A 25,414-nucleotide genomic window follows, 5' to 3' on the forward strand; every position below is an offset into this window, starting at 1 on the left:
GGAAGCGAGGGTCGCGGTCGCGATGCCCCTCAGCGATCCGATCATGGACGACGCATCAGGGGGCTCACGGCTTCCTGCGGGATCACGTCGTTGCTCACTCTCTCCCGCGTCGCCGACGTCGTCGCCTGCGTGCGATGAAGCGACGGTCATCCGTCAGCCTGGCGCTCGACCACGCGCCCGGGTGCAGAATCGGCGACTCTGCCCGTGGCAGGCCGGCGACGTCAGAGGCCGTGGCGGACGCCTCCGGGCCGATCAGCCTGTTCCCTCGCCACTGGACGGACGAGCGCACGCCCGGCTTCTCAGCGGGGCGTGCGCTCGTGCGATGCGGCGCGCGGAGTCAGACGATCGCGGGTGCCTTCTGGAGCCGGCGGCGCGTCAGCAGGACAGCCCCGACGACGGGCGTGCCCGCGGTCTCGATCCAGTGCAGGTCGGCGGCGGCCTGCGGGGCGTCGACCCGGCCCTCGACCAGGACGAGGACGGCGGCGTCGGCGACTCCGCGGAACGTGATCGACTGCTCGGTCGCGCCGAGGGTGCCCGTGACGACGAGAACGACGTCGTAGACCTTCTCGAGTTCCTCGACCAGCGAGCGCAGCGGCTCGATCGCCATCGGCGTCCCGGCCTGCGCGGCGCCCGCGGGAAGCAGGTCGACGCGGTCGGCGGGGCGCCGGAGGATCGCGTCGTCGAGCGAGGCGGCTCCCGCGAGCACCTCCCGCAGACCCGGCCGACCGGCCGAGGCCGACTCGAGGGCCGAGCCCTCCGCGGTGCCGTCGACCAGGACGACCGACGAGCCCAGCAGCGCGAGCGCCTTCGCGAGCAGCACCGCGCCCGCGACGTGCGGGGTGCTCGCGGAGGCGGGGGCGACGGCGAACGACGAGAACGAGCGGTCCCGCGCGAGGGCGACGAGCTCGAACGCCACGGCCGAGTAGCGTGCCGGGATCTCGGTCGTGTTCAGCAGTTCGTCGAGCTTCGCGGCCTTGGCGGGGACGATGCCCAGGAGCGGGCGGTCCAGGGAGGAGCGGACGTCGTCGCCCGTGCGGATACGACGGTCCAGTGCGGTGAGAACGATGGCCACGCCGGTACCGACCACCGCGCCGCCGAGGATCCCGAGCGCGAGCAGCACCAGAGCGCCACCGGTGACGGGGAGCTTCGGCGGGGTCGCCTGGCTGAGGACCTCGAGCTGGATCTGCGGCACGGCGACACCGGTGGCGGTGGTGGTCGGGTCAGTGCCCTGCACCGCCGCGTCGAGCTGCGCCGCGAGAGCGTTCGCGATGGCGGCGGCCTGCTCCGGCGACGGGTCGGTCGCCGAGATGGTGATCACGACGGACTCCGGCTCGGAGAGGACCTGCACCCTCTTAGAGAAGTCCTCGATGGTCTCGTCGAGGCCGAGGCCGTCGATGACTCCCTGGAGCACCGTGTCGGAGGTGCCGAGGGCGACGAAGGTGACCGTCGCCTGCGCGGCGGCACTATTCGCGGCCACCCGGTCGGCGGTGGAGAGGACGCCGGTCGAGGAGACCGCGACGTAGACGCGTGCATCCGCCTTGTACTGCGGCAGCAGCACGGAATTGAGTACCAGAGCCGCCACGGCCCCGAGCAGAGCGAAGGCGACGATGACGACCCACCTCCGGCCGATCCCGGCGAACAGTCCGTTCAAGGTCATGGTTTCAGTGTCCCTTTCGTCGACTGCACCGGGGTGCAGGGGGTCTGGCTGAGCGTCGTGAGGTGTCGTCCGCTCCCGCGGAACCGGTCCGGGGGCCGGTGGATCAGAGGGTGGCCTCGAGGAAGGCGAGGATCGCCTTCTTGTTGTTCGGGGTGTTGTTCTGGAGGCCGTGGTGCCCCGAGCCGTCCACGCCGACTTCGGACTCCACACCAGCGTCCTGCAGGGCGACCTGCATCGCGTCGGCCTGCTCGACCGGGACGAGCTCGTCCTCGGAGGTGAGCCAGATCTGCGGGGCGTCAGTGGCGTCGACCGAGCTGATCGGCGAGGCCTGCACGCTCTGCGGGCAGGACTGCGGGTCGATCTCGTCGCAGCCCAGGTAGGCGAGGATCTGCTCCTTCGCCTCGGGCAGCGGGTCGCCGAGCGACATGCCGGTCGAGGACATGTCGGCCACCGCCGAGAACGCGACGACCGCCTTGACCCGCGAGCCCTCGGTGAGGGGCCCCTCGCCGAGAGTGCCCAGCGTGGCTCCGATGATGGCGCCCGCAGAGCTGCCCATCACGCCGATCCGCGCGGGGTCGAGGCCGAAGCGCTCGACCTGCGCGGGCTGGCGGAGCCATTCGACGGCAGCCTGCGCATCCTCGACCTGACCGGGGTACCGGCTCTGCTGGAGCAGCCGGTAGTCGACCGTGACCGACACGTAGCCGCGCTGCGCGTAGTAGGCGCACAACTCCGACATGCCGCCCTCGTCACGACCGCCGTCGATGAAGCCTCCGCCGTGCAGCATCAGCAGCGCAGGCCGGTCGCCGGCTCCCTCGGTGGGGAGGCAGGCGTCGGCCTTCAGCGAGACGCCGTCGACCGAGCGGTACTCGATCGCCTTCTCGGTGGTGAAGCCGTCCGGCGTGCGGACGGGCTCCGGATCGGGGCTGCAGCCGGCGAGGCCGAGGGCGACGGCCACCAGGACCGCCAGGGCTCCGACTCCGCGTGCTCGTATCGACGTCACTCGTGGGGCTCTGCTTTCTTCTCGTCGTAACGGGGGGAGGTGCCCGGCTCGTCGGCCGGGACAGCAGCGGGATCCGCGGTCACGCCCGCGCCGCGCGCAGGGACGGCCACGGGCTTGCGCCGCTTGGCTCCGGGGCCGCCGAGGGCGGCCGGAGGCACGTAGATCCAGCGGATCTTGGAGAGGTACCGCGTGACCACCAGCGATACGACGACTGCCAGTGCCATCACCACCAGGAGGAGCGGGATCTCGAACCCGCCGATGACGGAGCGGTCCTCCGGGAGGATCACCCGCAGAACGGTGATACACGCGACGATCACGTAGAGGTGCAGCAGGTAGATGTGCAGGCTCCGCTCACCGCAGACGGTGAAGAAGCCGAGGAACCGGACCCGCGAGAGGAGCCGGGAGACGAGGATCCCCATCGCGACCGCCGACATCTGCCCGGCCAGCGCGAGGAACGGCACCCAGCGCACCGGGAAGAGGAAGAGCACGGCGCTCAGGAGCACGAAGACCGGAGTCACAAAGAGGAAAGCACGGGTCCCCTTCTGCTCGACGAACTGGATGATCTTCTTGGAGTAGAGCGTGCCGACCAGGAAGAAGACGAACAGGGCGCCGATGCGGTTCCAGCCGACATTGGTGGTGTTGACCAGGCCGGTGGTGAACAGCGTTCCGACGATCGCGGCGAGAGCCACCTGCACTCGGTGGTCGACGCGGCGCAGAAGCCAGGCGCCGAGAGTGAAGAGGAAGAGTCCGTAGATGAACCAGTAGCTGCTGCTGGGCCAGAAGAACAGCAGGAGGAGATTCAGCGGGTCGGTCGCGGGCAGCTCACCGAGTCCTCCGTTCGCGAGCGGCACGATCAGGTAGAACGCCATGCGCAGGACGGACCAGACGACGTAGAGCCAGAGCAGCGGGTACAGCCGCCGACGCCAGAGGTCGCGGAAGCTCCAGGTGGTGATCCGCGAGCCGAAGAGCCCGGACACCAGGAAGAACAGCGGCATCGGGAACAGCTCGAAGACGATCTTGATGCGGCCGAGAGTGTTCTCGACTCCGATATCGCCGAGGTAGAGCGACGTGTGGTAGTAGACCACCATCAGGATTGCCGCGCCCTTGGCGAAATCGACCCATTCACGCCGAGCGCCGCCGGCCGGTCTCAACAGCTTCATGTTCTCCCCCTTGCGCCGAGACGCACCGCTCGTGAATCCGGCTCGAGGTGAACAAGACTCAGAGAAGTGCACGGGCGCGACCGCAGAATGCGACCACGGAGTAAGACTAAAGGCGTATCGTCCGCGCCGCACATTCCGCTCGATAACGAAGACGACTCGGCCGGGAAGGAGAATTCCTCTCTCTTCTCGAATCCCGTCGGAGCCGCGGTCACCGGCGTCCGTTCCCCGCCCGCAGCGCGATGCGGTAGAGGGGAGGCGCCGCAACGGCGAGGCCGAAGAGCACCGAGCGGACGACGTCGCGACGGCCGGCGAGCGCGAGCAGGTGCCGCAGCCGGGCCTCGTCGTGGGCGGCACGCCAGAGTCGGCGGGAGTCGGCGGGCGTGTGCGCCCCCGAGGTGGCGTCCTTGAACCGCGAGAGCAGGCTGAACCGTGCCCGGTAGTAGGCGTAGTCGCGGGAGCCGAGCACGCGCGGGTCGAGCCCGCGGGCCGTGCGCTCGATCACCTCGGCGAGGGCGGCGAGGGAGTCGGCCCGCTTCGCTCCCGAGCGGATGATCGATCCGGAGCGCAGGTGGTACTCGTAGACGGAGTCGGGGATCACCACGACCTCGTCGGCCGCGGCGAGCAGCTGCGCGACCTGCGCCTGATCCGAGTGCTGGCGGATCCGGGTGAAGTCGATGCCGGCGAAGAGCTCGCGGCGGAACAGCTTGTTCCACAGGTGGCCGGTCAACTCCCCGACGAGCAGCGCGGTGAACGCGCCGCGGCCCGAGAGGGCGAGCGGTCCGCGGAGCGAGCCGACGGGCGTGGAGCCGGTGGCCTCGACGGTGCGGGCCTGAGCCACAACCACGTCGGCGCGTCCGTGCTCACCCGCGGCGAGCATGACCTCGATCGCGGTCTCCGGCCACTCGTCGTCCGCGTCGACGAGCCACACCCACTCGCCGGTCGCCGCGCCGACCGCTCGCTCGCGAGCGGCGGCGACTCCCTGGTTCTCCTCCTGACGGAGGTAGTGGATCCGCTCGTGCTCGTCGGCGAACGCCCGGCCGATGGCCGCCGTGCGGTCGGTGGAGGCGTCGTCGACCACGAGGATCTCCAGCTCGGCGTGGGTCTGCCGCAGCAGCCGCTCCAGCGTGCCGGCGAGGTGCGCCTCCTCCTGATGGGCGGGGAGGACCACCGAGACGAGGGTCACTTCTCGCCCACGACGCGGCGGAGCACCGTCTCGAGGTCGCGGCCGCTGGACTCGAGCGAGAAGCGGTCGAGCCAGCGGTCGATGCCGGTGACCTCCAGCTCGCTGGCGCGGATCAGCGCGTCGGCGAGGTCGGAGGCGGAGGGGGTCAACGCGAGCTCGCCGGTGAGGCCGGGGACGATCGCGTCCGCGACTCCCAGAGCCCCGGAGACCGCGACCGAGGGGACACCGGCCGCTGCGGCCTCGACGAGCACGTTGCCGAAGCCCTCGCGCAGCGACGGGAGCAGCACGACGGCGTTCTCGTCGAAGTGGTGGAACCAGTCCTCGACCCAGCCCTTGTCGTCGAAGTCGACGCCGCGGGCCGTCGCCTCGGAACGGAGCGTGTCGAGCAGCGGGCCGCCACCGAACGAGACGACCTTCGCGGGGATGCCGCGGCGCTCCAGCTCCTCGGCCGCGAGGATCGCCAGCTCCGGCCGCTTCTGCACGACGAGGCGGCAGGGCAGCACGATCTGCAGGCCCGCGGCGGTGCCGGGAGTTCGCGCGACCTGACGGGAGCGGTCGACCTTCGCGGTCGCCGGGTTGGGCACGACCGTGCAGCGCTCGCCGGCGACTCCGAAACCGGCGACCAGCTCGCCCGCGACGGGGTGGGAGATCGCGATGACGTGGTCGGCGCGGCGGTAGAGCCCCTTGGCGAGCGCGAGCTGGAGCTTCTGCGTGGGCGAGAAGCCCGGGATGCCGAGGGAGACGAGGTTGCGCTCGCTCACGATGGTCTTGGGCCGATCGGAGCGGGCCGTCATCTCGGCCGACGCCAGCAGCACGATGTTCGGGTAGCCCTGGAGCGCGACCGCGACGTCCGGCGTGCGGCGGCGGAACAGCTCCTTGAGCAGCGCGGCCTTGCCGAGGTGCCCCCTGCCCTCGGCGATGCGGTGCAGTGTCGCGCCCTCCGGCAGGTACTCGTCGGTGCTCTTCACCGACGTGGTGACCACATCCACATGGTGGCCCTGCTCGAGGAGCCAGCCCATCCAGGTGCGCGCGACGAATTCGGCCCCGCCTCCGTGCAGCGACGTGACGACGAACATGATCCGCATGAGCGGTCCCTTCTCCTGGGTCGCGCTCATCGCACGACCTCCGCGCCGAGGCCGCGGGTGTTGAGCGCCGAGAGCCGGCGGACCTCGGGCAGTGCGGCCTCGATGGTGGCGCGCACGCCTCCGTCGCCCCGCTCGGCGAGGATGCGGTCGATCACCGGGAGGACGCGGTCGGCGAAGCCGGGGACCGGTTCGACGCAGAGCTGCGGCAGGCCGATCAGGCGCATGATGCCCTCGACCTTCCCCTGGGTGGCGAGGGTGATCGCCGGGACACCGAGCGAGAGCGACATGATCGCGAGGTGCATCCGCCCGGTGACGGTGAGCAGAGCGTCCTCGGCGAGGCTGCGGATCTCGGCGGGCATCAGCACGCGGTCGACGACGGTGACGCCCTCGGTCCCCACGCGCTCGGCGACCGCGCGCACCGCGACCTTGTCGTCGCCGACGGGCCGGGAGACGTGCGGGAGGAGCACGACGTGGACTCCGGCCGCACGCAGGCGGTCGACGATCTGCGCGTACTCGGGCACCTGGTCGACCATGCCGGCGACCAGGGCGCTCGCGTTCACCAGCGCGAAGGGGACGCCTGCCGGCAGGTCGAGCGCGTCGCGGAAGCGAGGGTCGCGGGTGCGGGCCGAGAAGACGATGTCGGTGACCTCCTCGACCCGGGCGACGCCGTTGCGGCGGGCGCGCTCGGCCGAAAGCGGGTCGCGCAGCAGCGGCACGGCTCCGGCGCGGGAGGCGGCGACCAGCGAGTGGCGGGCGGCGAGACGCGCCGAGGCGTTCCAGCTGAAGCCGAGGATCCGGGTGGGCACCCCCGCCTCGGCGGCGGCCTGCGCGAGCAGCGAGCGGCGCACCGAGCCGCGGAGGCTGTACTTGCCGTCCATCATGTCGGCGCCGACGACGGACACCGAGCGGGAGCGGCGGACGAGAGCGGCGTAGCGGCGCAGGTCGTCCGCGTGGGCGTCGCCGACTCCGTAGACCAGGTGCGGGAGCTCGACGAGCTCGACCCGCTCGGTCTGCTCCTCGGGGATCACCGCGTCGCCGGCGTAGCGCTGAACGACGATGACGGGGCCGGTGGTGTTCTCGAGGAACGCCTCCAGCATCGCCTGGTCGCCGATGTTGCCACTGCCGGGCGCGGCGAGCACGAGGTGCGCCTCCGGCTCGGGGCGGAGGCTCGCGAGAGCCTCGCGGAGCACCGCCGCGTCGCGACGGGCGGGCAGGCGGGTCGTCGTGACGAAGTCCTTCTTCCAGGACTTGACGACGCCGAGCTTGAGTCTCATAGATCTCTTCCAGTGGGGGGAACGGCGGCGTTCTGCCGCTCGGAGTCGGGGGTGCCGGCCGTGACCGCTCCGTCGACCAGAGCACTGTCACCGGCAGGGCTGGTGGCGTCGACCGGGGCAGGAGCGGGAGCCGCGGCGGGGCGGGAACGGCGGAAGTGGCGCCGGAGGTCGGCCAGGCCGACGATCTGGCGGCGGAAGGCGGGCAGGATCAGCATCCACACACCGACGCCCGCGAGCACCGCGGCGCCGCCGACCAGCAGGCGGAGGAACGGCTGCCCGGCGGGCAGGGCGACCGTGGAGAAGTACGATCCGACCGTGATCGAGCCGAAGACAATCAGGCTGCGCAGCCCGTTGGTGAACATCTCGCGCACCGGGGCGTCGGAGGAGCGGCCGATCCAGATCAGCCCGATCGGCCAGGTGAGCGCGAGAGAGGCGGCATAGGCGACCGCGACGCCCGTCACTCCCCCGTTCGAGCCGACCAGGATGAGCACGACCATCAGCGGACGCGTCGCCAGGCTGTACCAGACGCTCTGGCGGACCAGGCCCTTGGCGAGGAAGACCCACCACGAGCAGTAGGCGGTCGCCTGGAAGAAGCCGGCCACGAGCAGGATCTGGAAGATCGGCACGGAGGCGAGCCAGCGCTCCCCCAGCAGGACCCGGATGACCGCGTCCGACTGCGAGCCGAGTACGGCCAGCACGAGGCCCATCACCGTCAGCATCGCCGACTGGCCGAAGAGGACGAAGGTGCGGAAGCGCTCCCGCTCGTCCTGGAGTCTGGAGAGCACGGGCAGGGCCACGCGCTGGGCGGGCGCGTTCAATTGCTGCAGCGGCAGCATCATCAGCTGGAACGCCCGGTTGTAGAGGCCGAGGTCGACCGGCCCGAAGCGGGCGCCGATGACGACGGAGTCGACGTTCTTGCTCACATAGGTGAGGGCCTGAGTGGCGAAGACGCCGCCCCCGTAGCGGAGGAAGTGCCCCATCTCCTCGCCGCGGCGCGGCCGGCCGGGCATCCAGCCGGTGATCACGAGCAGCATCACCACGCCGATGAGCGGCTGGACGACCTGGCTCGCGGCCAGCGCCCAGTAGCCGGCGCCGCCGAGCGCCATCAGCACGCCGACGGCGAGGCCGAGGACCTGGCCGGCGATGTCGACCACAGTGAGCTTCACGAAGCGCAGGTGCCGGGCGAGGTCGGCCCTGAACTGGGTCGCGACGCCGTTGAGCAGGAACGTCGACGAGAGCGCGACGGTCAACAGTTGGAGACGCGGGTCCCCGTAGAGCGCGGCGATCGGCCAGGAGGCGCCGATCACGAGGAGGGTCAGCACGAGGCCGATGCCCGCGTTGATCCAGAACAGGTTGCTCTTCTGGCCGCGGGTGACCTCCTTCGCCTGGATCGCGGCGGAGGAGAGGCCGAAGTCGCGGAAGATCTCGCCGATGCCGATGATGGCGGTGACCATCGCGAGCAGGCCGTAGTCGGCCGGGGCGAGCAGACGCGCCAGGATCACGATGCTGCCGAGCTGCACGGCGATGCGGATCGCCTGGCCGCCGATGGTCACGGCGGCGCCGCGGCTCGCGGAACGGCCCAGGCTCGGGGGCGGGGTCGGGGTCGGGGTCGGTGCGGGAGTCGCCGCGGTCATCGCGAGCCCTTCTTGGTGGCGATCGCGCCCTCGTAGGCCTTCTTGAGCTCGCGTCCGAGCACGTCCCAGTCCCGCCCGGAGAGAGCCGGCAGCCCCTCGGGCGGGCGAGTACGCGTGCGCTCGAGAGCGGAGGCGAGGTGCTCGGGCGCGAGGTCGCCGTCATACTCGAGCACCCAGTCGCCGCCGACCTCCTCGGCGAGCGCCGAGTTGGCCGGAGTGCGCGGCACGAGCACCGGCCGGCCCAGCGAGAGGGCGACCAGGATCGAGCCGGAGTTGTGCATCTCGCGGTAGGGCAGCACGACCAGCTCGGCCCGGCCAATCTCGTCGACCATCTCGGCGTCGTCGACGCGGCGGAGCGTGATGTGCACGCGCGCGTCGCGGGCGGCCCGCTCCTCCACCAGCTCGCGCTGGCCGATGCTGGGGCTGCCGACCACGTGCAGCGAGAGCGAGTCGTCCTCCACGCCGTGGAACACGTCCATCAGCTCGACGACTCCCTTGTAGGGGCGGATGATGCCGAAGTAGAGCACGCGGCCGTGCTCGCTCCCGGGCAGCGGGTGCCGCGCGAACTGGTCGCGGTAGTGACCGTGCAGCACGGTCACGGCAGGCGCCGACCCCGGGGTGACGGTCGTGGGATTCAGACGGATGAAGAGGTCGGTCGCACGGTCGATCCGGGCGAGCGAGCGACGCTCGGCGGCGGGCCCGAGCTCGTGCGGATGCAGATTGTGCACCGTGCGCACGAGCGGGATGCGCTGAAGGGCCAGGCGCACGAGCAGCACGTCGAGAGCGCGGCGGCGCAGGAACCGGTGCCGCCGGCTCCGACCGCGGATCATCAGCTCCGGCCAGTGCACGTGCAGCACGTCGTAGTCGGCGAGCAGGGCGCTGCGCCACGAGAAGAACAGCAGCTCGACGCCCGGCGCCACGCCGTCGACGATCGAGTCCACGTACTGCGTGGTCGCGTCGGGCTGCGCGAGCGACTGCTGCACGACCAGCGCGGCGGGAGACGAGTCCGACCGGCGGGAGCGGCGGCTCATCGCTCGCCCCGCATCCCGACGGCCATCGGCGCATCGAAGATCCGCGCGCCGACCGGCTGGCGCATCCGGATGCCCCGGGAGAACTCGGGGACGTGCACCGGGTTGAGGCAGATGATGACGAGGAAGCCCAGGAGCAGGTGGCTCGGGCGGACCGCGTCGATCGCGTTGTAGCCGGCGAGGCAGACCAGGAAGCCCAGCAGTCCCGCGGCGGGGGCGATGTCGCGGCGGCTGAGGGCGCTGCCGAGAAGAGCGATCGCGAGGACGACGAAGAACAGCAGACCCGGCACACCGACGCTGATCAGCAGCTGGAGGAACGAGTTCTCGATGACCACGTCCGAGAAGGTGCGACCGCTGATACCCGAGGTCGCGGCTCCCGAGCCCAGCCAGTTGGAGAGTTCGGCCGCCTTGAATGCGACGGTCACCGCGAGATCGCGCGCTCCGGCCGAGATCGAGGCGTCGAGGTTGTTGTTGCGCGCCGTGACCGGCTCGAAGTTGAGCACGCCGACGCCCGCGATGAGACCCGCGATCAGGATCGACCCCGGTCGCAGCAGGGAGCGGTCCGGGTTCATGACGCTCACCGCGACGAGCGCGACGACCACCGTGATGGCGACGGCCGCCATCGGGCCGCGCGAGACGGTCGCCACGACTCCGGCCGAGGCGAGGATCCCGAGCAGCAGATCGCTGCGGCGCGAGCCCTGGAGCCAGGCCCCGAAGGCGAGCGCGGCTCCCACGGTGAGGAACGTGCCGGCGAGCAGCGGGTGGCCGAAGGTGATCTCGGCGCGGTAGAGCGACCAGTGCTGATCCTGCTCGGTGCCCAGCGCCGCGTAGAGCGGACCGATGATCGGCGAGCTCTGCGCCACCAGCTCGAGGCAGGCGTAGAGGGCGAGGAGCCCCGAGAGGGCGACCCAGGTCTTGCGCAGCAGCACGGCCTCGCGCTGCGCGTCGAACACCAGCATCGGCAGACCCACGCAGACGGCGATGCTGACCATCCACGAGATCCCCGCCGAGGCGAAGGAGCCGCGGACCGTCGCGACGGCCGACCACACCAGGAACGCCGCGAACGCGAGGATCGCGATGGCCCGCCACGGCGTGAGCACCAGCTCGCGCATCCAGTCGCGGATCGGAGCCCGCCAGAGCTGCGGAGCGAGGGCCCGGCGCACCACCCAGACGATCAAGACGACCGCCCAGAGCGTCATCCGGAAGGTGAAGCTCGACGGCGTGATCGGAGTGGGGACGACCGCGAAGAACGCGAGCGCCATCGCCGGCAGCCAGTGCGCAGGAACGCGAAGCAGGACGACGGCGCCGACGATCCCGCCGATGCCGAGCACGATCACCTGGACGCCCGTTCCGGGGGTGCGGCTGGTGAAGACGTAGGCCATGCCGACGACGATCACCACGGCGGCCGCGAGGAGCGTGCCGACGACGAGCCGCCGCGGGAGGAGATCGATCACGTCGGGGTGTCCTTCTGGCGTCGGGAGGGGAGGCGAGTGGGCAGGGGCGCACCCCACGGCCGGGCGGCCGTCGGGGCGTGCGGAGGTGCGCGGTGGCTCCGCGCGCCGCCTCTCGGCGGTCGGGACGCCCTCTGCGCCGTTCCCTCCTCCTCGACCGCGGGACCGCGACGCCTGCCTCCGGAGCGGAGAAGCAGCGTCGGTCCTGCCGTCGGTCAGGCCGCACCTTCCTGCAGCCAGCGCTGGAAGGTCAGCACCGTGTCGCTGTTGGTCAGGCCGGGGACGACGTGGCCGAACTGGCCGCCGGCGCCGCTGTGGTAGACGATGGTCGCCTCCCGGGCGACGGGGAGGGCCAGGCGGCGCAGGCGCCCGCCGTGGATCTCGGCGGGGACGAGGGTGTCGGCCGAGCCCGCCGAGATGCGCAGACGCGTGCGCGCCCAGGCCGACTGCGGGAGACGCGAGGGGTTGCCGTCGCGCAGGGCGTTGCGGTCGCCGCCGTAGACGGCGAGGACGCGTCCCGGGTCGCGCGACTCGGTGTCCTCGAGGTCGTAGACGCTGCTCGCGTGGTACGCGCCGTAGATGTTCGGGATCAGGCGGTTGGCGTAGGCCCAGCACAGCAGGGCGCCGCCGCCGGAGTTCGAGCGGAGGAAGCTGGCCCGCACGCTCCACAGCCCGGTCACGTACCGCACGGCGGCGGCCTGCGCGGCGAGCGCGGTCGAGTTCGTGTAGGCGGTGCTGCCTCCGTAATTGGGGCAGATGCTGACCATGCCCTGGTCGATGAGCTGGTCCGCGGAGTACTGGTAGGCGCCCGAGAGCGCCTCGTAGCTGCTCCCGCTCGCGTGGTAGTACCAGACGACGGGCACCGGGACGCCCCTGTTCGGGACGGCGGTGTGCGGGACGAAGAGGCGGGCCCGGTCGGTGCCGATCACGACGTCGACGATCTCGTAGGGCTTCCGGCCGACGCGGGAGGTCGCGGTGTCGGTGCGCGAGATCTCTCCGGGCAGGCGGGGGATCACCGAGTAGTTCGCGGCGGCGGCGGCGGGAGGGGCGACGAGGGCAGCGCCGGCGACTCCGGCTGCTCCGGCGAGAAGAATGCGGCGCGGGATTCCGCGCGAGGTGTCAGTCATATCGAGGTTCCTTCGGAGCTGTCGCCGGCTGCGTCGATCCCGCCGGCCCTTCTGATATCGACGTAGCCGATATCGACGCACGAGAAGTCTCGATCGACCCCCCGACCCACTGGTGAGTGTACGGGCCGCAGATGACATTCAGATGACGTGCGGATCACATCTGATCGCCTTTCGGCAATCACCGGGCTGCGCTGAAGAGGCGCCGGGATCGACCGGCGGACTTCTCGACAGCGCGCTGGAGGACGAAAGGCACAGCGCTTTCGGCTGAGACGACTCTCGCGGAGGCGGCGAGATCGAGAGTCTCGCGAGTGAGGCCCTCGATCCCGACGGTGACGGCGAGACCGGACTCGGCGAGCCGCGTCGTGATCTGCACCTGGTGGTCGTCGACGTGCTCGCCGGCGGCGGCCCGCCGGGGCACCAGGATCGGCACCCGGCCCTGCTGGATGGCGCTGAGCGCCGTGCCCACGCCGCCGTGCGCGAGGACGATGTCGGCCGCCGCCATCGCCTCGTTGAGCTCGTCGTGCGGCACGGAGTGGCGGCCCTCGATGCCCAGCTGCGAGACGTCGTTCGCTCCCGTCTGCCACAGCACCTCCACTCCCTCCAGCAGCGGTGCCAGCGCGGCGAAGAAGCGAGGGAACGGGTAGCCGTCCTGCGTCCCGACCGAGACGACGGCGCGGCGGATCGGCCGCGGAGCGACAGCCTCGACCCGGTACGTGTCGAAGATCGAGCCGCCGAACCGCCAGCGGTCGTCGGCCCACGAGCGGTACTGCGTGTACGTCGAAACGGCGGGGATCCGCGCGAGGATGCGGCCGGTGACCGAGGGACCGAGCACGCGCGCGGCGCTCTCGATGTAGTGGGCCGGGATGCCCCGGGACGCGGCGAGCGGGAGGAAGGAGAGGGCTGGACTCGCGCCGGTGCTGAACACCGCGTCGTAGGAGCCGCGGGCCAGGACCGAGCGGGCGATCGCCGCGTTCCGCAGCATCGGCACGACGGCGCGGGGCGGAGCGTCGGCCAGGTGCGTCACCCGTCGGTCGCTCAGGAGGGTACGGCTGAGCGCGCTGTCCACGGTGGCCCAGTGCTGCTCGGACGGGTCGACGCCGAGCAGACCCGAGAGAGCGAACATCTCCTTGAGATGTCCTCCCCCGGAACTGACGAACAGATACGAAGCCATACGCGCCTTCACTGGTGATGATCGATAACAGGCGTGTGGATGATCATCGTCCACTGAGGACGACCACCGATCCTGGAGCAGAAGTAGGCCGAGCCTAGCAGGACGAGTAGTCGAGAGCGGTACCGGAGGAGAACAGTTCACCTTCAACCACGGGGAATTACCGTCCGCACCGAAATCGATAGGCGCTCAGGTGAGAAAAGGAGCGGATCTCGCTTTCGATCCCTTATTGCGAAAGGCCGCCGACGTCAATGGCCTGCGGATCGACGATTCCGCTCGTATCGTCGGAGCCTCCGGCACCGACGCCGGTCGATGGAGGAGGAGCGCGATGAGCGACAGCGAGCAGAGCCGGCCCGAGCAGGACGGGCCCGTCATGGCCGGCAGCGACGACGCAGGCAACGACGAGAAGCTGAGCGGGCTGATCGACCAGGTCGAGCACGACCACGGTGCCGAGGGTGCGGGGGCGATGGCGGAGGCGCTGCGCGAGCGCGCCGACGAGACCGGCACCGACATCGCCGAGGAGCCCGAGGCCGGTTCAGGCCCGGTCGAGGACAGCGGGACCGCCCAGGTCTGAGGGCTGCGCGGACCGTCAGGGTGCGCGCCGCCTGGCGGAGATCGGGGCTCGGGTGACGCTCATCGTCGGCCCAGCGGTCCGGTCCCCTGCCAAGGAGCGCTCTGCGGTCAGGACCGGGGCCGCGGGGCGATCCTGCCGCGACCCCGCGACGTCGGTTCAGCACGACTCCTCGATCGCCGAACCGGCGGGGGTCTGCGGCCGCCCCGGAGTCGCGCAGAGCCCGGTGCTCGGCAGCCGGGGAGCCGAGCTGCCTCCCCGATCCGCCGCGCTCAGTCCGCGAAGATCGCGCCGACGGGCTCGCGCTTCTCCGCCTGGAAGCGGTCCTCGGCCCGGCCGAGCGCCCAGTAGGCGGAGAGCGAGAGAGCGCGCCGCTCCACGCCCCACTCGTCCTGCAGCAGGGCGCGCAGCTGCTTCATGGCCGTGCGCTCGCCGTGCGCGAACACCTCGAGCTCACCCTCGGGCCGCGGCTCGGCGCGCACCGCTGCGACCAGGGCGTGCCCGGCCTCGAGGCCGCCGCGGTGCAGCCAGCGCACCTCCACTCCGTCCGGAGCCGCGAGCACGAGCTCGTCCTCGGCGCCGTGCACCTCGATCAGCGCGAGTCCGCGCGCCTGCTCAGGCATCGCCTCAAGGGCGGAGGCGATCGCCGGCAGAGCGGAGTCGTCGCCGAGGAGCAGGTGCGCGGCCTCCACCCGCGGGGACCACGCGCCGCCGGGGGCCGAGAGCGCGACCCTGTCGCCCGGGCGGGCCGCGAGCGCCCACGGACCAGCGACTCCCTCGTCGCCGTGCACGACGAAGTCGATGGCGGCCGACTGCTCCTCGTGATCGAGCGAGCGGACGGTGTAGGTGCGGCGGACGGGCAGCTGCTCGGCGGGGACGCTCGAGCGCAGGGCGTCGAGGTCGAAGGGCGGCTCGAGCGTGGATCCGCGCGGTGCGAGGAGGAGCTTCACGTAGCGGTCGGTCGCGGCGAGCCGGCCCGGATCGGCGTCCGCCAGGAACGCTCCGAACCCCTCGCCTCCCAGGTGCACGCGCACGAGGTGCGCGGTGAGGCGCTCGGTCCGCAGCACGGTGAGCACGTGCTGATTGCGGGCGCGTCGTGGGCGGGCGGGGTGCGGAGCAGCGTCTGTCATCCCTTCAGCATGCCCAGCTCGGCTCCGGATGCGCCGAGCACACCCGCGATCTTCTCGAAGAGAACGGATGCTGCGGGTGTGCACGGGCGGCCGTTCCCGCCGAGCTGGCGCGAGGCGGAGGAGCGGCGGGCGCGGGGGCCGCGGCGCCCCTAGCCTCTCGGCATGACTGCGACGGCTCCGCGACTCCGCTCCGACCGCCTGGTCGTCCCCGATGTGCTGCGGGGAGTCGCCGTCGTCGCCATGCTGATCGCGCACGCGATGCCCCTCGTGCCGACGGCGCGGACGGGAGCCAGCGGCCTGATCGCGTGGAACATCAACGACCTCGCCTCTCCGCTGTTCGCTCTGGTGATGGGGATGTCGGCCGCCCTGGTGCTCGCGCGGCCCGGCGCCTCCGCCCGTCGTACCGTGCTGCAGAACCTGATCCGAGGGGCCGTGCTCATCGCGCTCGGTCTGTGGCTCGGCGGGTGGGGCAGCTGGATCGCGATCGTGCTCCAGTTCCTCGGCGTCACGCTCGCGATCGGCACACCGCTCCTGCTGCTGCGGCCGTGGCTGATCGGCGCGATCGCGGGCGTGCTCGCGCTGGTCGCCGGGCCGCTGAACGCCGCCGTGCTCGCGGCGGTCGGACCGGTGACGCCGTATCCCCCCGGCCCCCTCGACCTGCTCACCGTGTGGTTGTTCACCGGGCCGAGCTACCGGGTCACCAACCTGCTCCCCTTCTTCCTCCTCGGCGCGCTGCTGCTCCGGCACGGTTTCCGCCGCGATCGGCTGCTGCCCGTGCTCGCGGTGGTGGCCGTCGTCGCCTACCCGGTGCGTGTGGTGGTCGACCGGATCGCCGGGACGGACTCGGTCTCGGGAAGCCTCCCCGACACCCTGCACGACCTGGGGCTCGTGCTCGCGACCTACGTCGTCGTGGTGCTGCTCGCGACGGCTCGCGCGCCCGTCGTCGACCGGGTGCTCCTGCCGATGCGGGCGGTGGGCACCGTCGCGCTCTCGGTGTACGTGCTCCAGGTCGCGCTGGTCGCGGCGTTCGCGAAGGCGGGGCTCGGCTACTCCGCCGACACTCCGCTCGCGTTCCTCGTGCTCGTGTTCGGCGTCTGGGCGGTGGGCGTGCTGTGGTGGCGGTTCGTCGGCCTCGGGCCGATCGAGTGGCTGATCGGCCGGCTCACCCGCCTGGTGCCCGGCCGCTGACGGACCGGCGGCGGCCCCTCTCCGCCGCCGATCCGCCGCGGCTCAGCGCGCGAGCGACTCCGTGTGCCGCACGAGTGCCGGGCCACGGCCGGCGAGCACCAGATCGCGCACGGCCGTCACCGAGAGGGAATCGCGCACCCTTCGTGGTCTAGTATTCCGAGCGAATCTCACGATCCCGTCCGCGGTCTCGTGACGACGAGGTCTGGAGAAGGGGCGGTAGCGGTGGCGGATCTGGGTGCGATCGAGGAGGACGTTCCGTTCGCTGCGGGGGTGGCGGAGGCGGTGGTGTCGGCGTTCACCGACGCGGCGGCTGTGGTCGAGGGGCAGTCCGGTTCGCGGGCGGGGTCCGCGGTGACGGCGCTGGCGGAGTTCCGTGGCCGGTTCTCGGAGGTGTTCCGCCAGAACGCGCAGACCGGCGCGACAGACGCGGCCGAGCTGGTGGCGCGGCTGCGCGAGGTCGCGACGGCGGCCGGCCGGTTGCGGGACGAGGCCGCGAAGGAGCAGCGGCGCCGGGTCCTGGCGCGGGAGTGGAAGCGGGAGCAGGACTCCCGGAACCTGGTCGAGCAGCTCGGAGCGACGCTGTTCGGCGAGGAGGACCCGCCGGTCGGGCCTGCTGCCGAGCAGGTGTCGATCCCCGTCGAGCAGGGTGCGGTCGGGGCGCGTCAGACCCCGGCCCCGGGCGGCGGCGGGATGGGCGGGGGGACCTCGTCCGCGCGGCCGGAGGATCTGCGGGCGTTCGCCGATGCGTCGTCGTCCGCGAACGACGAGCTGCGGGAGCGTCCGGGGCGGTTGCGGGGCCTGCTGACGGATTTCGCTGAGCAGTGCCGGTGGGGGCATCTGGACGCGGACAGCGTGGTGTCGGGGGTCGTCTCGTGGCTGGCCGCGAACGACCAGGACGTGCAGTGGGCGCGCAGCATCGCGGACGCGTTCGCGGCGGCGGGCGGGGACGGAACGGTGTCCACGGTCGCGGACAGTGCGCTGGCCCTCGCGCTGGGGTCGGCGGGGGTGGCGCTGTCCCGGGAGGACATCGCGATCACGCCCGCTCAGGTGTACGGGGCGCCGCCGACGTCCGGCTACGCGGACGACCCGGTGAACACGACCACCGGGAACTTCCTCGAGACCGAGGTCGATCTGGGGTTCACCGGCGGAACGGGCTCGCTGCGGTGGGAGCGCACCTACAACTCCCTCGATGAGCGTGCCGGGGCGTTCGGTGCGGGCTGGTCCTCGGTGGCCGAGGTGCGGCTGCGGGTGGAGGACGACGGCGCGACCCTTGTGCTCCCCGACGGGCGGGAGCTGCTGTTCCCCCGCCAGGGCGAGGGCTGGGACCGGGCGGTCGGCGAGAGCCGATGGCTCGCCCGCGAGAGCGACCCGGAGGGCACGGGTGAGCGGCTCGTGGTCTCGGGGAACGACGGCTCCCGGTGGCTGTTCACGGCGGGCGGGCGGTGGCTGTCGGCGGGCAGCGGCCCGGGGACACGGGTCGACGTCGAGTACGACGAGCACGGCGCGCTGACGCGGCTGCGGCACGAGCGCGGCCGATGGGTGGCTGTGGAGTGGTCGGGCGGGCGGATCGTCGTCGCGCACGCCTCCGACGGCCGCCGGGTGGAGTACGAGTACGACGCCGGCCGGCTCGTCGCGGCGGCCGGGCCGGGCGGGACGCGCCGGTATGGCTGGAACGCCCAGGGTCTGATCGAGTCGGTGACGGACGCGGGCGGAGTCGTCGAGGTCCGCAACCGCTACGACGCGAAGCGACGAGTGGTGTCGCAGACCTCACCGTTCGGGCGCACCACCCGGTACGCCTACCTGCCCGGCCGGGCGACGGTCGTGTCGGACACGGACGGGTCCCGCTCGAACACCTGGATCTCGGACACCCGGGGCCGGCTCGTGGGGATCATCGATCCGGCGGGGCGCCGGCAGTCGATGAGCTACGACGCCGCCGGGAACCTCCTCACCGCGACCGGCCGCGACGGGACGGTCACCGCGCACGCCTACGACCATCGCGGCCGGCTCGTCCGCACGAAGACCCCCTCCGGCGCGGACATCACCCGCGGCTACGACGAGTCCGACCGGGTGACCACGGTCGTCGCCGAGCAGGGCGGAGTCACGAGCTACGAGTACGCGGACGACGAGGACCGCTCCCCGAGTGTCGTGATCGACCCGGAGGGTGGACGCACCCGTCTGACCTGGGTCGACGGCCAGCTGACCGAGGTCACCGACCCGGAGGGGGTGAGCGTCCGCCTCGGCTACGACCCGTTCGGGGATCTGATCAGCACGACCGACGCGGACGGGAACACCGCGCGTCTGCTGCGCGACCAGGCGGGCCGCGTGGTCGCCGCCGTGACCCCCTCCGGAGCGCGCACCGAGTACCGCTACACACCGGCCGGTCTTCTCGCTTCCCGCCGCGACCCGCTCGGCGCGACCTGGCGGTACGAGTACGACAGCGGCGGACGCCTCACCGCTCTCGTCGATCCGCTCGGGGCCCGCACCGTGATGGAGCACGGCGAGCACGGCGCGGTGTCCCGCACGATCGACCCGCTCGGCCGGGCGATCACGCGGGAGTTCGACGACCTCGGGAACGTCTCGGCCGCGCTGCTGCCGGACGGGAGCTCGTGGCGGTTCGCGTACGACGCGCTCTCGCGACTGACAGAGACCACCGACCCCGCCGGGCACCTCTGGCGCCGCGAGTACGACGCCGACGGCGCGCTGAGCGCCCTGATCGACCCGACCGGCTCGCGCGCCACCGTCTTCACCGACCCGCACACCACCGCCGTCTCGGACTCCGCCGCCTCCTCGCGCACCCGCTTCGACCCCCTCGGCCGGCCCGTCGCGACCGAGGCGCACGACGGATCCACGGCCCTCACCGTCTACGACAGGTGCGGCCGCCCCGTGGAACTCGTCGACGAGGAAGGCGGCCTCACCCACCTGATCCGCGACGCCGCCGGCCGCATCACCGAACAGATCGCCCCCTCCGGCGCCACCACGCGGTTCGAGTACGACCGGTGCGGGCGCCTCGCGTCCCTCACCGATCCGGCCGGCGCCTCGACGACGCTCGAGTACGACGCCGACGGGCGCCAGATCCGCTGGAGAGGACCCACCGGCGAGACCGGCTGGAGCGAGTACGACGCCGCTGGCCGCGCCACCGCCCGGCACACCCCCGGCCGCGGCACCGCCCGCTACCGCTACGACCCGCTCGGCCGCGTCGTCTGGTCCCACGACTCCTGGCACGGCACCCGCCGGTTCCGGTACGACGCGGCCGGGCGGCTCGTCGAAGCCGTCAACGGCATCGGCGGCGTCACCCGGTACGAGTACGACGACCGCGGCCGCAACACCGTCATCATCGACCCCCTCGGCGGCATCACCCGGCGCACCTTCGACGCCACCGATCACGCCGTCGCCGCCACCGATCCCCTCGGCCGCACCACGACCGCCGGCTACGACCCCGCCGGCCGCCAGCTGTGGCAGCAGGACCCCGAGGGGCACCGCCTCTCCTGGACCTACGACGCCGCCGGCCGCGAAACCAGCCTCACCGCCGACGGACGCCTGCTCTCCGAAACCCGCCGCGACCTCCGCGCCCGGCAAGCGGTGATCATCGACCACACCGGCCCCGACGGACCCCTCGAGCACACCCTCACCTGGAACCGCCGCGACCAGCTCATCCGCCGCACCCGCAACGACCGCGGCCTCGCCTGGGAGTACGACGCCGACGGCAACCGCACCGCCGTCATCGGCCCCGACGGTGCCCGCACCCGCTACGAACGCGACAGCACCGGACGGGTCACCGCGATCGAACACCCCCGGCTGGGCCGTGCCACGTTCGAGTACGACGCCGCCGGACACCTCATCGCCTCCACCGCCGGAGGGATCGCTCAGACCTGGCGGCACCACGACGGCTTCGTCACGGAGCACAGCACCGGGACGGGAGCGGGCACCGGGTCGTCGCTGACCCGCATGACCCGGGACGAGGACGGCCGCATCACCCGCCTCGACGCACCCACCGGCGGCGTCGACTACCGCTACGACGACGCCCAACAACTCCTCGAAACCCGCGCAGAGGCGGGCACGACCCGATTCGAGTACGACGCCGGCGGACGCCCCACCCGCGAGACCGACTCCGACGGCCGCACGAGCGTCCACGACTACGACGCCGCCGGCCAACTGCTCTCGACCACCCGCGACGACGGCACCCGCGTCGAGTACGTCTACGACGGCCTCGGCCGCCGCACCCGCGTCACGGACAGTGACGGCGGCCAGCGCTCCTACGCCTGGAGCGCCGCGGGCTGGCTCGAATCCGTCACCGACGGACACCTCACCACGACCCTGCACGTCGACACCCTCGGCGAACTCGCGAGCATCAATGGTGCTGCGACGTGGTGGGACACGGCCTCGTACGCGCCCGCACTGCTCGCCGTGGGCGACACACCGATCCTCGCCACCCCCGGCGGAGTCACCGGCATCGGCGACACCTGGGTCGGCGCCGGCTGGCGCACCGAGCGCGCAACCAGCGCCGACGACCCCTGGGGCACAGCCGCACCCGGGACGCTCCCGCCCGACATCAACCTGCCCACAGGCGTCGGCCTGACCGGGAGCGGCGGCATCTCCATCGCGGGCCTGGAATGGCTCGGCCACCGCGCCTACGACCCCGCCACGCGAGGCTTCCTGTCGGCGGATCCCCTCGATCCGGTGATCGGCGCGGGCTGGTCCGGGAACCCATACTCCTACGCCGGGAACGACCCACTGCACGCGGTGGATCCGACAGGTCTGCGGCCAGTCACAGACGCGGATCTGCGGGCGTATCGGGACGGGAACAACGGGGCGTTCGCTGCGGCGGGCGACTGGTGGGCCGACAACTGGGAGTACGTCGCCGCGGGGGCCATGGTCGTGGCGGGTGTCGCGCTGATGTTCACCGGGGTGGGTGGTCCTGTCGGGATGGTCCTCATCGGAGCAGCGTCCGGGGCGCTGATTTCCGGCGGAGTGTCGATCGCGACCCAAAAGGCGACCACCGGTGGTGTCGACTGGGGGCAGGTCGGGATCGACTCCGCGGTCGGCGCGCTCGGCGGCGCCGCCGGAGGAGCCGCCGAGGCCCTCGCCTACCGCGCTGGGGCGAGCGCCTTCAAGGCCGAAGTGATCGCCAACACCGCGGACGGTGGTGTGTCCGGAGCGGCCCAGTACCTCACCGGCCCGGGCCCGCACAACCCGGGCGGGCTCCTCGGCGCCACCGCAGGAGGAGGCGCGGGCGGAGCCGTCACCGGAGGGCTCGGCGGCGCCGCCACCCGCCGCCTCGGCACACCAGCAGACAAACTACTCGACGACATATCAGCAGTACCACGACTTCCGCAGGACATCAATGTCAGCCCGACGCCACCGCTAGCGAAAGAGCCCTTAGGGCGGCCGGTAGGTAAGAACACAAATCAAAACGAGGAAGTCTGGAACCTCGTCGACCAGCTTCAGCGCACGAGGGGAGTCTCCGACATTCGAGTGAACCAGCAACAGATCAATGCGGACGGTGAGCGCGTCGGAATCAACAGACCCGACCTACAATATACCGATGCCAACAGAGTTCGTCGCTACATTGAATGGGACACTCAATCCTCCGGTCGGGGTCCGGATCATGCGGCAAGATTGAGAGCTAATGACCCGAACGGGGTCATCGAACTTCGAACAGTGGATTAAGGGACGGGAAACCTAATGATTGATGCTCGAGTGCTCGGGGATAGATTTGCGCCCATCACGTCACGGATGGGTTTCCTGCGTGCCCCTGCCGCCGCCGTCGCCCGAACCTATTACGAATGGGACCACGATGAGGACTCAGGCGACACTCTCATTGAGATAACGGGAGGGCTGTCCGAGGCGGCACCTTCACTGGAACCGTTGGAATTTGGATCACCGCATAAGTTTCTCGTGATAGGCACCGCCAACCCAGATTGGAGCGCTTTTGTTGAGAACGGGGCGCAGGGGACTGACCCGGTCGGACCCACGAAAGTGCTGGGTCAACGGTTGAACACTGAATCCCTTTACATTAGCTGCATACCGCCCCGCTCGGCTGGAAACCAACGCGCACGACTCGGCGCTCGCCAGTTTGTCGTTCATCGTCCGAACCCCGACACCTCTGCGGGCCTCGCGGAGACTGTAAGGGTCATCGAGTTGACCCAGGATAGCCGCTGGACATTCCACACCTACGGTGAACCACTGCCATTCGAGGACATCTCCGCCTACACGAACCGCCGTGTCGCCGATCGGTTCACTCCCGAGATGCTCGCCGACTACTGTGCCGCCTATGGCTTGCGCCCGTTCGATGACGACTTCTTTCCTGGACCTTCCTACATCGTCGAACGAGAACAAACAGATTCGATCTTCACCCGAGTGTCCCCGTCGGAGACGTTCGCTCAAGCGCAAGCGCGCCTGGGCATTATGCCGCGAGACGACCTCGAGAACCAAGCGGATTCACAATGAATGAACATGAATGAGTGGACGATTCGACGACGGTTGATGCCCGAGTGCCCAGTGACCGGTTCGCACCTATCACCTCACGGACGGGATTTGTACGCGCCCCCACCGCTGCTGTCGCTCGCACCTACAGCGAATGAGCTCGTGAATGCGGTAGACCGCGCACGGTCAACGAAGTGCCCGGCCGCCTGGCTCATGCGGCCCCCCAGATGCAGCCCTCCGATTAAAGGCAATAAGCAAATTCCTTGTGGTTGGCACAGCCCACGCGGGATGGAGCGTATGTGTGAAGAATGGGGTGCAGGGAAAGGATCCGGTCAGCCGGACGAAATTTCTTGGGCAGCGATTGAACATCGATTCCCTTTACATCAGCTGCATACCGCCCCGCCCGGCTGGAGACCAACGCGCACGACTCGGCGCTCGCCAGTTTGTCGTTCATCGTCCAAACCCCGATACCTTGAGGCTTATGCAAAATTGGTTTCGTTCTGGGTGAAGAAGATTAGTCCGCGGACGGCGTTGAAGGCGTCTGGGAAAGTGTGCAGTGGTCGTCTGTAGTCGGTGTGGAAGATTCGCCAGGTTTTGATGTTAGCGATTGTTCTCTCGATCACGTAGCGGTGAGTGTTCACGAAACGGTTGTGCTGTTTCGCGTGCTCTGGCAAATGTTTTTCGCTGGGTCTCCTTTTTATTGGTGTGATCATTCCGGCGCCTTGGTAGCCTTTGTCGGCCAAAGTATTCGAGAGGTTGATGATGTCGGCCAAGTGTGATTCTCGGAATGCGTGAGCATCATGGTGTTTGCCCGGAATCGGATCCGAAATGTGGATCAGCCGACCGGAGAGATCGGCGAGGACCTGGCAGGTGTGCCCCGTGGTCTTGTGTTTGCCGGAGTACAGCTCGGGCGCGTCTGCTCAGGACCAGCACGGGAGGAGGGTCCCGTCGATGACGGCCGTCGTCTCGCCGACCGCAGCCTCGACGTCCGGCTGCTCGTCGTCGGTCACGACAGTGAGCATCGCTTCCACTAGCGCGATTGTTCGCGACACGGTCGACTGACTGACACCGACCACATCGGCGATCAACTGTTCGGTGACGTTGTGGCGATAGTAGAGAAGAGTGACCTGTAGTGCCCCGGCGAGCGACAGTCTGCGTGGCCGTCCTCGCCGCCGCTGCCACAGGAATTCGTTTTCGATCCGTTCGGCGAGAATCGCATATTGCTCGGTCGTCATCCCTGTAGTAGTCTGCTTGTGCACCGGCTGGTTCCTTTGCGAAGAGTTTCTGTTGGAAGTTGCTCTTCAAGCAAAGCGGATCAGCCGGTGTTTTTCGTGACCGACACGCACTAATTTATACTGGGTCAATCGATTTTTGCATAAGCCTCAGTATAGAGTGAATGGCGTCGAGTGAGGCGTGCTTACGCATGTAGGGAATTCCGATCTCGACCACCGCCTGCGTGAAATCCGCCGCCTGCTCTTCAACAGTGCCATCGTTTTTGAAGTGCCACTCTCTCCGTTTTCGGTCGTCAGCGGCTTGGTCGAGGGGGAGCGAGATTGTTGGCGTAAGGAAGTTTTCCCCCGGAAGTTCCGGCTGTATCTCGTAGTAGATGCTTTCGCTATTGTCATGGGCGGCAATACCGCTCGCTATCTGCGACTCGATAATCCCGTTTAGGCTTGACGGACCTCGGGTTGTATGAGCGAAACCAGGTCAGGGAGCGATCCGGTCGATGTACGCAAGAAATTTATTCGCGAAGTCTCGGTCAACGCGCGTCGAGGGATCGTCCTTGCCTGCGATCTTTGCGAGTTCCGCTTCGATATGCGCACGCGCGGCATCACGACCGTCCTGCACGAGAATCGTGACCGCAAGCCGTTCGCGAGCAACACGCGCGTGAGGAATCATGTTGATACCGGAAAGCGTGGTGCGGACAGCGTCGAGTGAGGCGTGCTTGCGCATATAGGGGATACCGATGTCGACGACAGCCTGAGTCATTTCTGCCGCCCGCTCCTCGACAGTGTCATCGTTTGTGAAGATCCACTTCATGAACCTTGGGTTCTCGGCCGCATAGCCGATGGGCGTTGTAATGGTCGGGGTGGGATATTTCCTTCCTGGGAGGTCGGGCTCCACTTCGTAGTAAATTCGTTGGATCTCGTCACACACCACACCGATCACTGGATGAATTTCTCCTTCCCGTGGACTCCAGCCGCTACTACTCAGCCCGACCCACCCCTGCCATCCCTCAGATAAGGGCAGCACAAGGATGTTTCTCTTTTTTCTAAACCCCGCTTCGTTCAGCTTGCGAACGCAAACCGTTTCAACTTCTGTGTGAAATGACAAC

19 protein-coding genes are annotated in these 25,414 nt (G+C 70.0%); 4 read left to right on the top strand and 15 right to left on the bottom strand.

Features of this window, described 5'->3' with window-relative positions; translation table 11 throughout:
* Nucleotides 1-337: 337 nt before the first annotated feature.
* The 11 genes from GSU10_RS13735 to GSU10_RS13785 form a co-directional block, all read right to left on the bottom strand.
* Nucleotides 338-1,657 carry a Wzz/FepE/Etk N-terminal domain-containing protein gene (locus GSU10_RS13735; protein WP_068208715.1) on the bottom strand — a complete coding sequence of 440 codons (1,320 nt, stop codon included), beginning with the start codon at nt 1,655-1,657 and terminating at the stop codon, nt 338-340.
* A 103-nt stretch (nt 1,658-1,760) separates the two neighbouring features.
* The gene (locus GSU10_RS13740) at nt 1,761-2,657 is read right to left on the bottom strand and encodes an alpha/beta hydrolase (protein ID WP_068208717.1); all 897 of its coding nucleotides are present in this window, start codon (nt 2,655-2,657) and stop codon (nt 1,761-1,763) included.
* A complete protein-coding gene (locus tag GSU10_RS13745; RefSeq protein WP_068208719.1) occupies nt 2,654-3,817 on the bottom strand; it encodes an acyltransferase family protein in 1,164 nt (387 codons plus the stop codon). The genes GSU10_RS13740 and GSU10_RS13745 overlap by 4 nt, the downstream gene beginning before the upstream one ends.
* A gap of 208 nt (nt 3,818-4,025) precedes the next feature.
* Entirely contained in the window at nt 4,026-5,000 is a 975-nt protein-coding gene (locus tag GSU10_RS13750; protein ID WP_068208721.1) for a glycosyltransferase family 2 protein, read from the bottom strand.
* Complete coding sequence (locus GSU10_RS13755; protein WP_068208723.1) at nt 4,997-6,115, bottom strand: glycosyltransferase; 1,119 nt, start codon at nt 6,113-6,115, stop codon at nt 4,997-4,999. The genes GSU10_RS13750 and GSU10_RS13755 overlap by 4 nt, the downstream gene beginning before the upstream one ends.
* A complete protein-coding gene (locus GSU10_RS13760) occupies nt 6,112-7,359 on the bottom strand; it encodes a polysaccharide pyruvyl transferase family protein (protein ID WP_132505066.1) in 1,248 nt (415 codons plus the stop codon). Before GSU10_RS13760 ends, GSU10_RS13755 begins: the two co-directional genes overlap by 4 nt.
* Nucleotides 7,356-8,993 carry a lipopolysaccharide biosynthesis protein gene (locus GSU10_RS13765; RefSeq protein WP_068208727.1) on the bottom strand — a complete coding sequence of 546 codons (1,638 nt, stop codon included), beginning with the start codon at nt 8,991-8,993 and terminating at the stop codon, nt 7,356-7,358. The genes GSU10_RS13760 and GSU10_RS13765 overlap by 4 nt, the downstream gene beginning before the upstream one ends.
* The gene (locus tag GSU10_RS13770) at nt 8,990-10,024 is read right to left on the bottom strand and encodes a glycosyltransferase (RefSeq protein WP_068208730.1); all 1,035 of its coding nucleotides are present in this window, start codon (nt 10,022-10,024) and stop codon (nt 8,990-8,992) included. The genes GSU10_RS13765 and GSU10_RS13770 overlap by 4 nt, the downstream gene beginning before the upstream one ends.
* Nucleotides 10,021-11,475 carry an O-antigen ligase family protein gene (locus GSU10_RS13775; protein ID WP_132505067.1) on the bottom strand — a complete coding sequence of 485 codons (1,455 nt, stop codon included), beginning with the start codon at nt 11,473-11,475 and terminating at the stop codon, nt 10,021-10,023. The genes GSU10_RS13770 and GSU10_RS13775 overlap by 4 nt, the downstream gene beginning before the upstream one ends.
* A 212-nt stretch (nt 11,476-11,687) precedes the next feature.
* Nucleotides 11,688-12,599, bottom strand: a complete 912-nt coding sequence (locus GSU10_RS13780) for a hypothetical protein (protein ID WP_068208737.1) — start codon at nt 12,597-12,599, stop codon at nt 11,688-11,690.
* 178 nt (nt 12,600-12,777) lie between these two features.
* Entirely contained in the window at nt 12,778-13,722 is a 945-nt protein-coding gene (locus tag GSU10_RS13785; RefSeq protein ID WP_158286115.1) for a glycosyltransferase, read from the bottom strand.
* A 373-nt stretch (nt 13,723-14,095) separates the two neighbouring features.
* Between GSU10_RS13785 and GSU10_RS13790 the strand changes: the two genes are divergently transcribed.
* A complete protein-coding gene (locus GSU10_RS13790) occupies nt 14,096-14,341 on the top strand; it encodes a hypothetical protein (RefSeq protein WP_068208740.1) in 246 nt (81 codons plus the stop codon).
* A gap of 269 nt (nt 14,342-14,610) precedes the next feature.
* On the opposite strand, the gene GSU10_RS13795 is transcribed toward GSU10_RS13790, so the two are convergent.
* Nucleotides 14,611-15,468, bottom strand: a complete 858-nt coding sequence (locus tag GSU10_RS13795) for a siderophore-interacting protein (RefSeq protein ID WP_068208741.1) — start codon at nt 15,466-15,468, stop codon at nt 14,611-14,613.
* 162 nt (nt 15,469-15,630) lie between these two features.
* On the opposite strand from GSU10_RS13795, the gene GSU10_RS13800 reads away from it, so the two are divergent.
* The 3 genes from GSU10_RS13800 to GSU10_RS13810 all read left to right on the top strand — a co-directional run bounded on the left by GSU10_RS13800 (nt 15,631) and on the right by GSU10_RS13810 (nt 23,103).
* Entirely contained in the window at nt 15,631-16,656 is a 1,026-nt protein-coding gene (locus tag GSU10_RS13800; RefSeq protein WP_068208743.1) for a DUF418 domain-containing protein, read from the top strand.
* A 222-nt stretch (nt 16,657-16,878) separates the two neighbouring features.
* Nucleotides 16,879-22,323: a DUF6531 domain-containing protein gene (locus GSU10_RS13805; RefSeq protein WP_132505068.1), complete on the top strand. Its 5,445-nt coding sequence runs from the start codon at nt 16,879-16,881 to the stop codon at nt 22,321-22,323.
* Between the two features lie 66 nt (nt 22,324-22,389).
* Nucleotides 22,390-23,103, top strand: a complete 714-nt coding sequence (locus tag GSU10_RS13810; RefSeq protein WP_132505069.1) for a hypothetical protein — start codon at nt 22,390-22,392, stop codon at nt 23,101-23,103.
* Nucleotides 23,104-23,558: 455 nt separating this feature from the next.
* On the opposite strand, the gene GSU10_RS13815 is transcribed toward GSU10_RS13810, so the two are convergent.
* From GSU10_RS13815 to GSU10_RS13825, 3 genes are all read right to left on the bottom strand, one after another.
* Complete coding sequence (locus GSU10_RS13815; RefSeq protein WP_208859928.1) at nt 23,559-23,984, bottom strand: transposase family protein; 426 nt, start codon at nt 23,982-23,984, stop codon at nt 23,559-23,561.
* Nucleotides 23,985-23,999: 15 nt separating this feature from the next.
* Complete coding sequence (locus GSU10_RS15350; RefSeq protein WP_208859919.1) at nt 24,000-24,338, bottom strand: helix-turn-helix domain-containing protein; 339 nt, start codon at nt 24,336-24,338, stop codon at nt 24,000-24,002.
* 448 nt (nt 24,339-24,786) lie between these two features.
* Complete coding sequence (locus GSU10_RS13825) at nt 24,787-25,413, bottom strand: hypothetical protein (protein ID WP_132505911.1); 627 nt, start codon at nt 25,411-25,413, stop codon at nt 24,787-24,789.
* Nucleotide 25,414: the final 1 nt, after the last annotated feature.

This window comes from Rathayibacter tanaceti (assembly GCF_009834165.1).
Lineage (GTDB): Bacteria > Actinomycetota > Actinomycetes > Actinomycetales > Microbacteriaceae > Rathayibacter > Rathayibacter tanaceti.

What these genes read in the sequence shown, in the direction of transcription:
- GSU10_RS13760 (WP_132505066.1), bottom strand. Translation starts at nt 7,359, where the DNA reads ATGAGACTCAAGCTCGGCGTCGTCAAGTCCTGGAAGAAGGACTTCGTC.
- GSU10_RS13800 (WP_068208743.1), top strand. Translation starts at nt 15,631, where the DNA reads ATGACTGCGACGGCTCCGCGACTCCGCTCCGACCGCCTGGTCGTCCCC.
- GSU10_RS13785 (WP_158286115.1), bottom strand. Translation starts at nt 13,722, where the DNA reads ATGTTCGCTCTCTCGGGTCTGCTCGGCGTCGACCCGTCCGAGCAGCAC.
- GSU10_RS13810 (WP_132505069.1), top strand. Translation starts at nt 22,390, where the DNA reads ATGGGTTTCCTGCGTGCCCCTGCCGCCGCCGTCGCCCGAACCTATTAC.
- GSU10_RS13770 (WP_068208730.1), bottom strand. Translation starts at nt 10,024, where the DNA reads ATGAGCCGCCGCTCCCGCCGGTCGGACTCGTCTCCCGCCGCGCTGGTC.
- GSU10_RS13780 (WP_068208737.1), bottom strand. Translation starts at nt 12,599, where the DNA reads ATGACTGACACCTCGCGCGGAATCCCGCGCCGCATTCTTCTCGCCGGA.
- GSU10_RS13735 (WP_068208715.1), bottom strand. Translation starts at nt 1,657, where the DNA reads ATGACCTTGAACGGACTGTTCGCCGGGATCGGCCGGAGGTGGGTCGTC.
- GSU10_RS13765 (WP_068208727.1), bottom strand. Translation starts at nt 8,993, where the DNA reads ATGACCGCGGCGACTCCCGCACCGACCCCGACCCCGACCCCGCCCCCG.
- GSU10_RS13755 (WP_068208723.1), bottom strand. Translation starts at nt 6,115, where the DNA reads ATGAGCGCGACCCAGGAGAAGGGACCGCTCATGCGGATCATGTTCGTC.
- GSU10_RS13745 (WP_068208719.1), bottom strand. Translation starts at nt 3,817, where the DNA reads ATGAAGCTGTTGAGACCGGCCGGCGGCGCTCGGCGTGAATGGGTCGAT.
- GSU10_RS13790 (WP_068208740.1), top strand. Translation starts at nt 14,096, where the DNA reads ATGAGCGACAGCGAGCAGAGCCGGCCCGAGCAGGACGGGCCCGTCATG.
- GSU10_RS13795 (WP_068208741.1), bottom strand. Translation starts at nt 15,468, where the DNA reads ATGACAGACGCTGCTCCGCACCCCGCCCGCCCACGACGCGCCCGCAAT.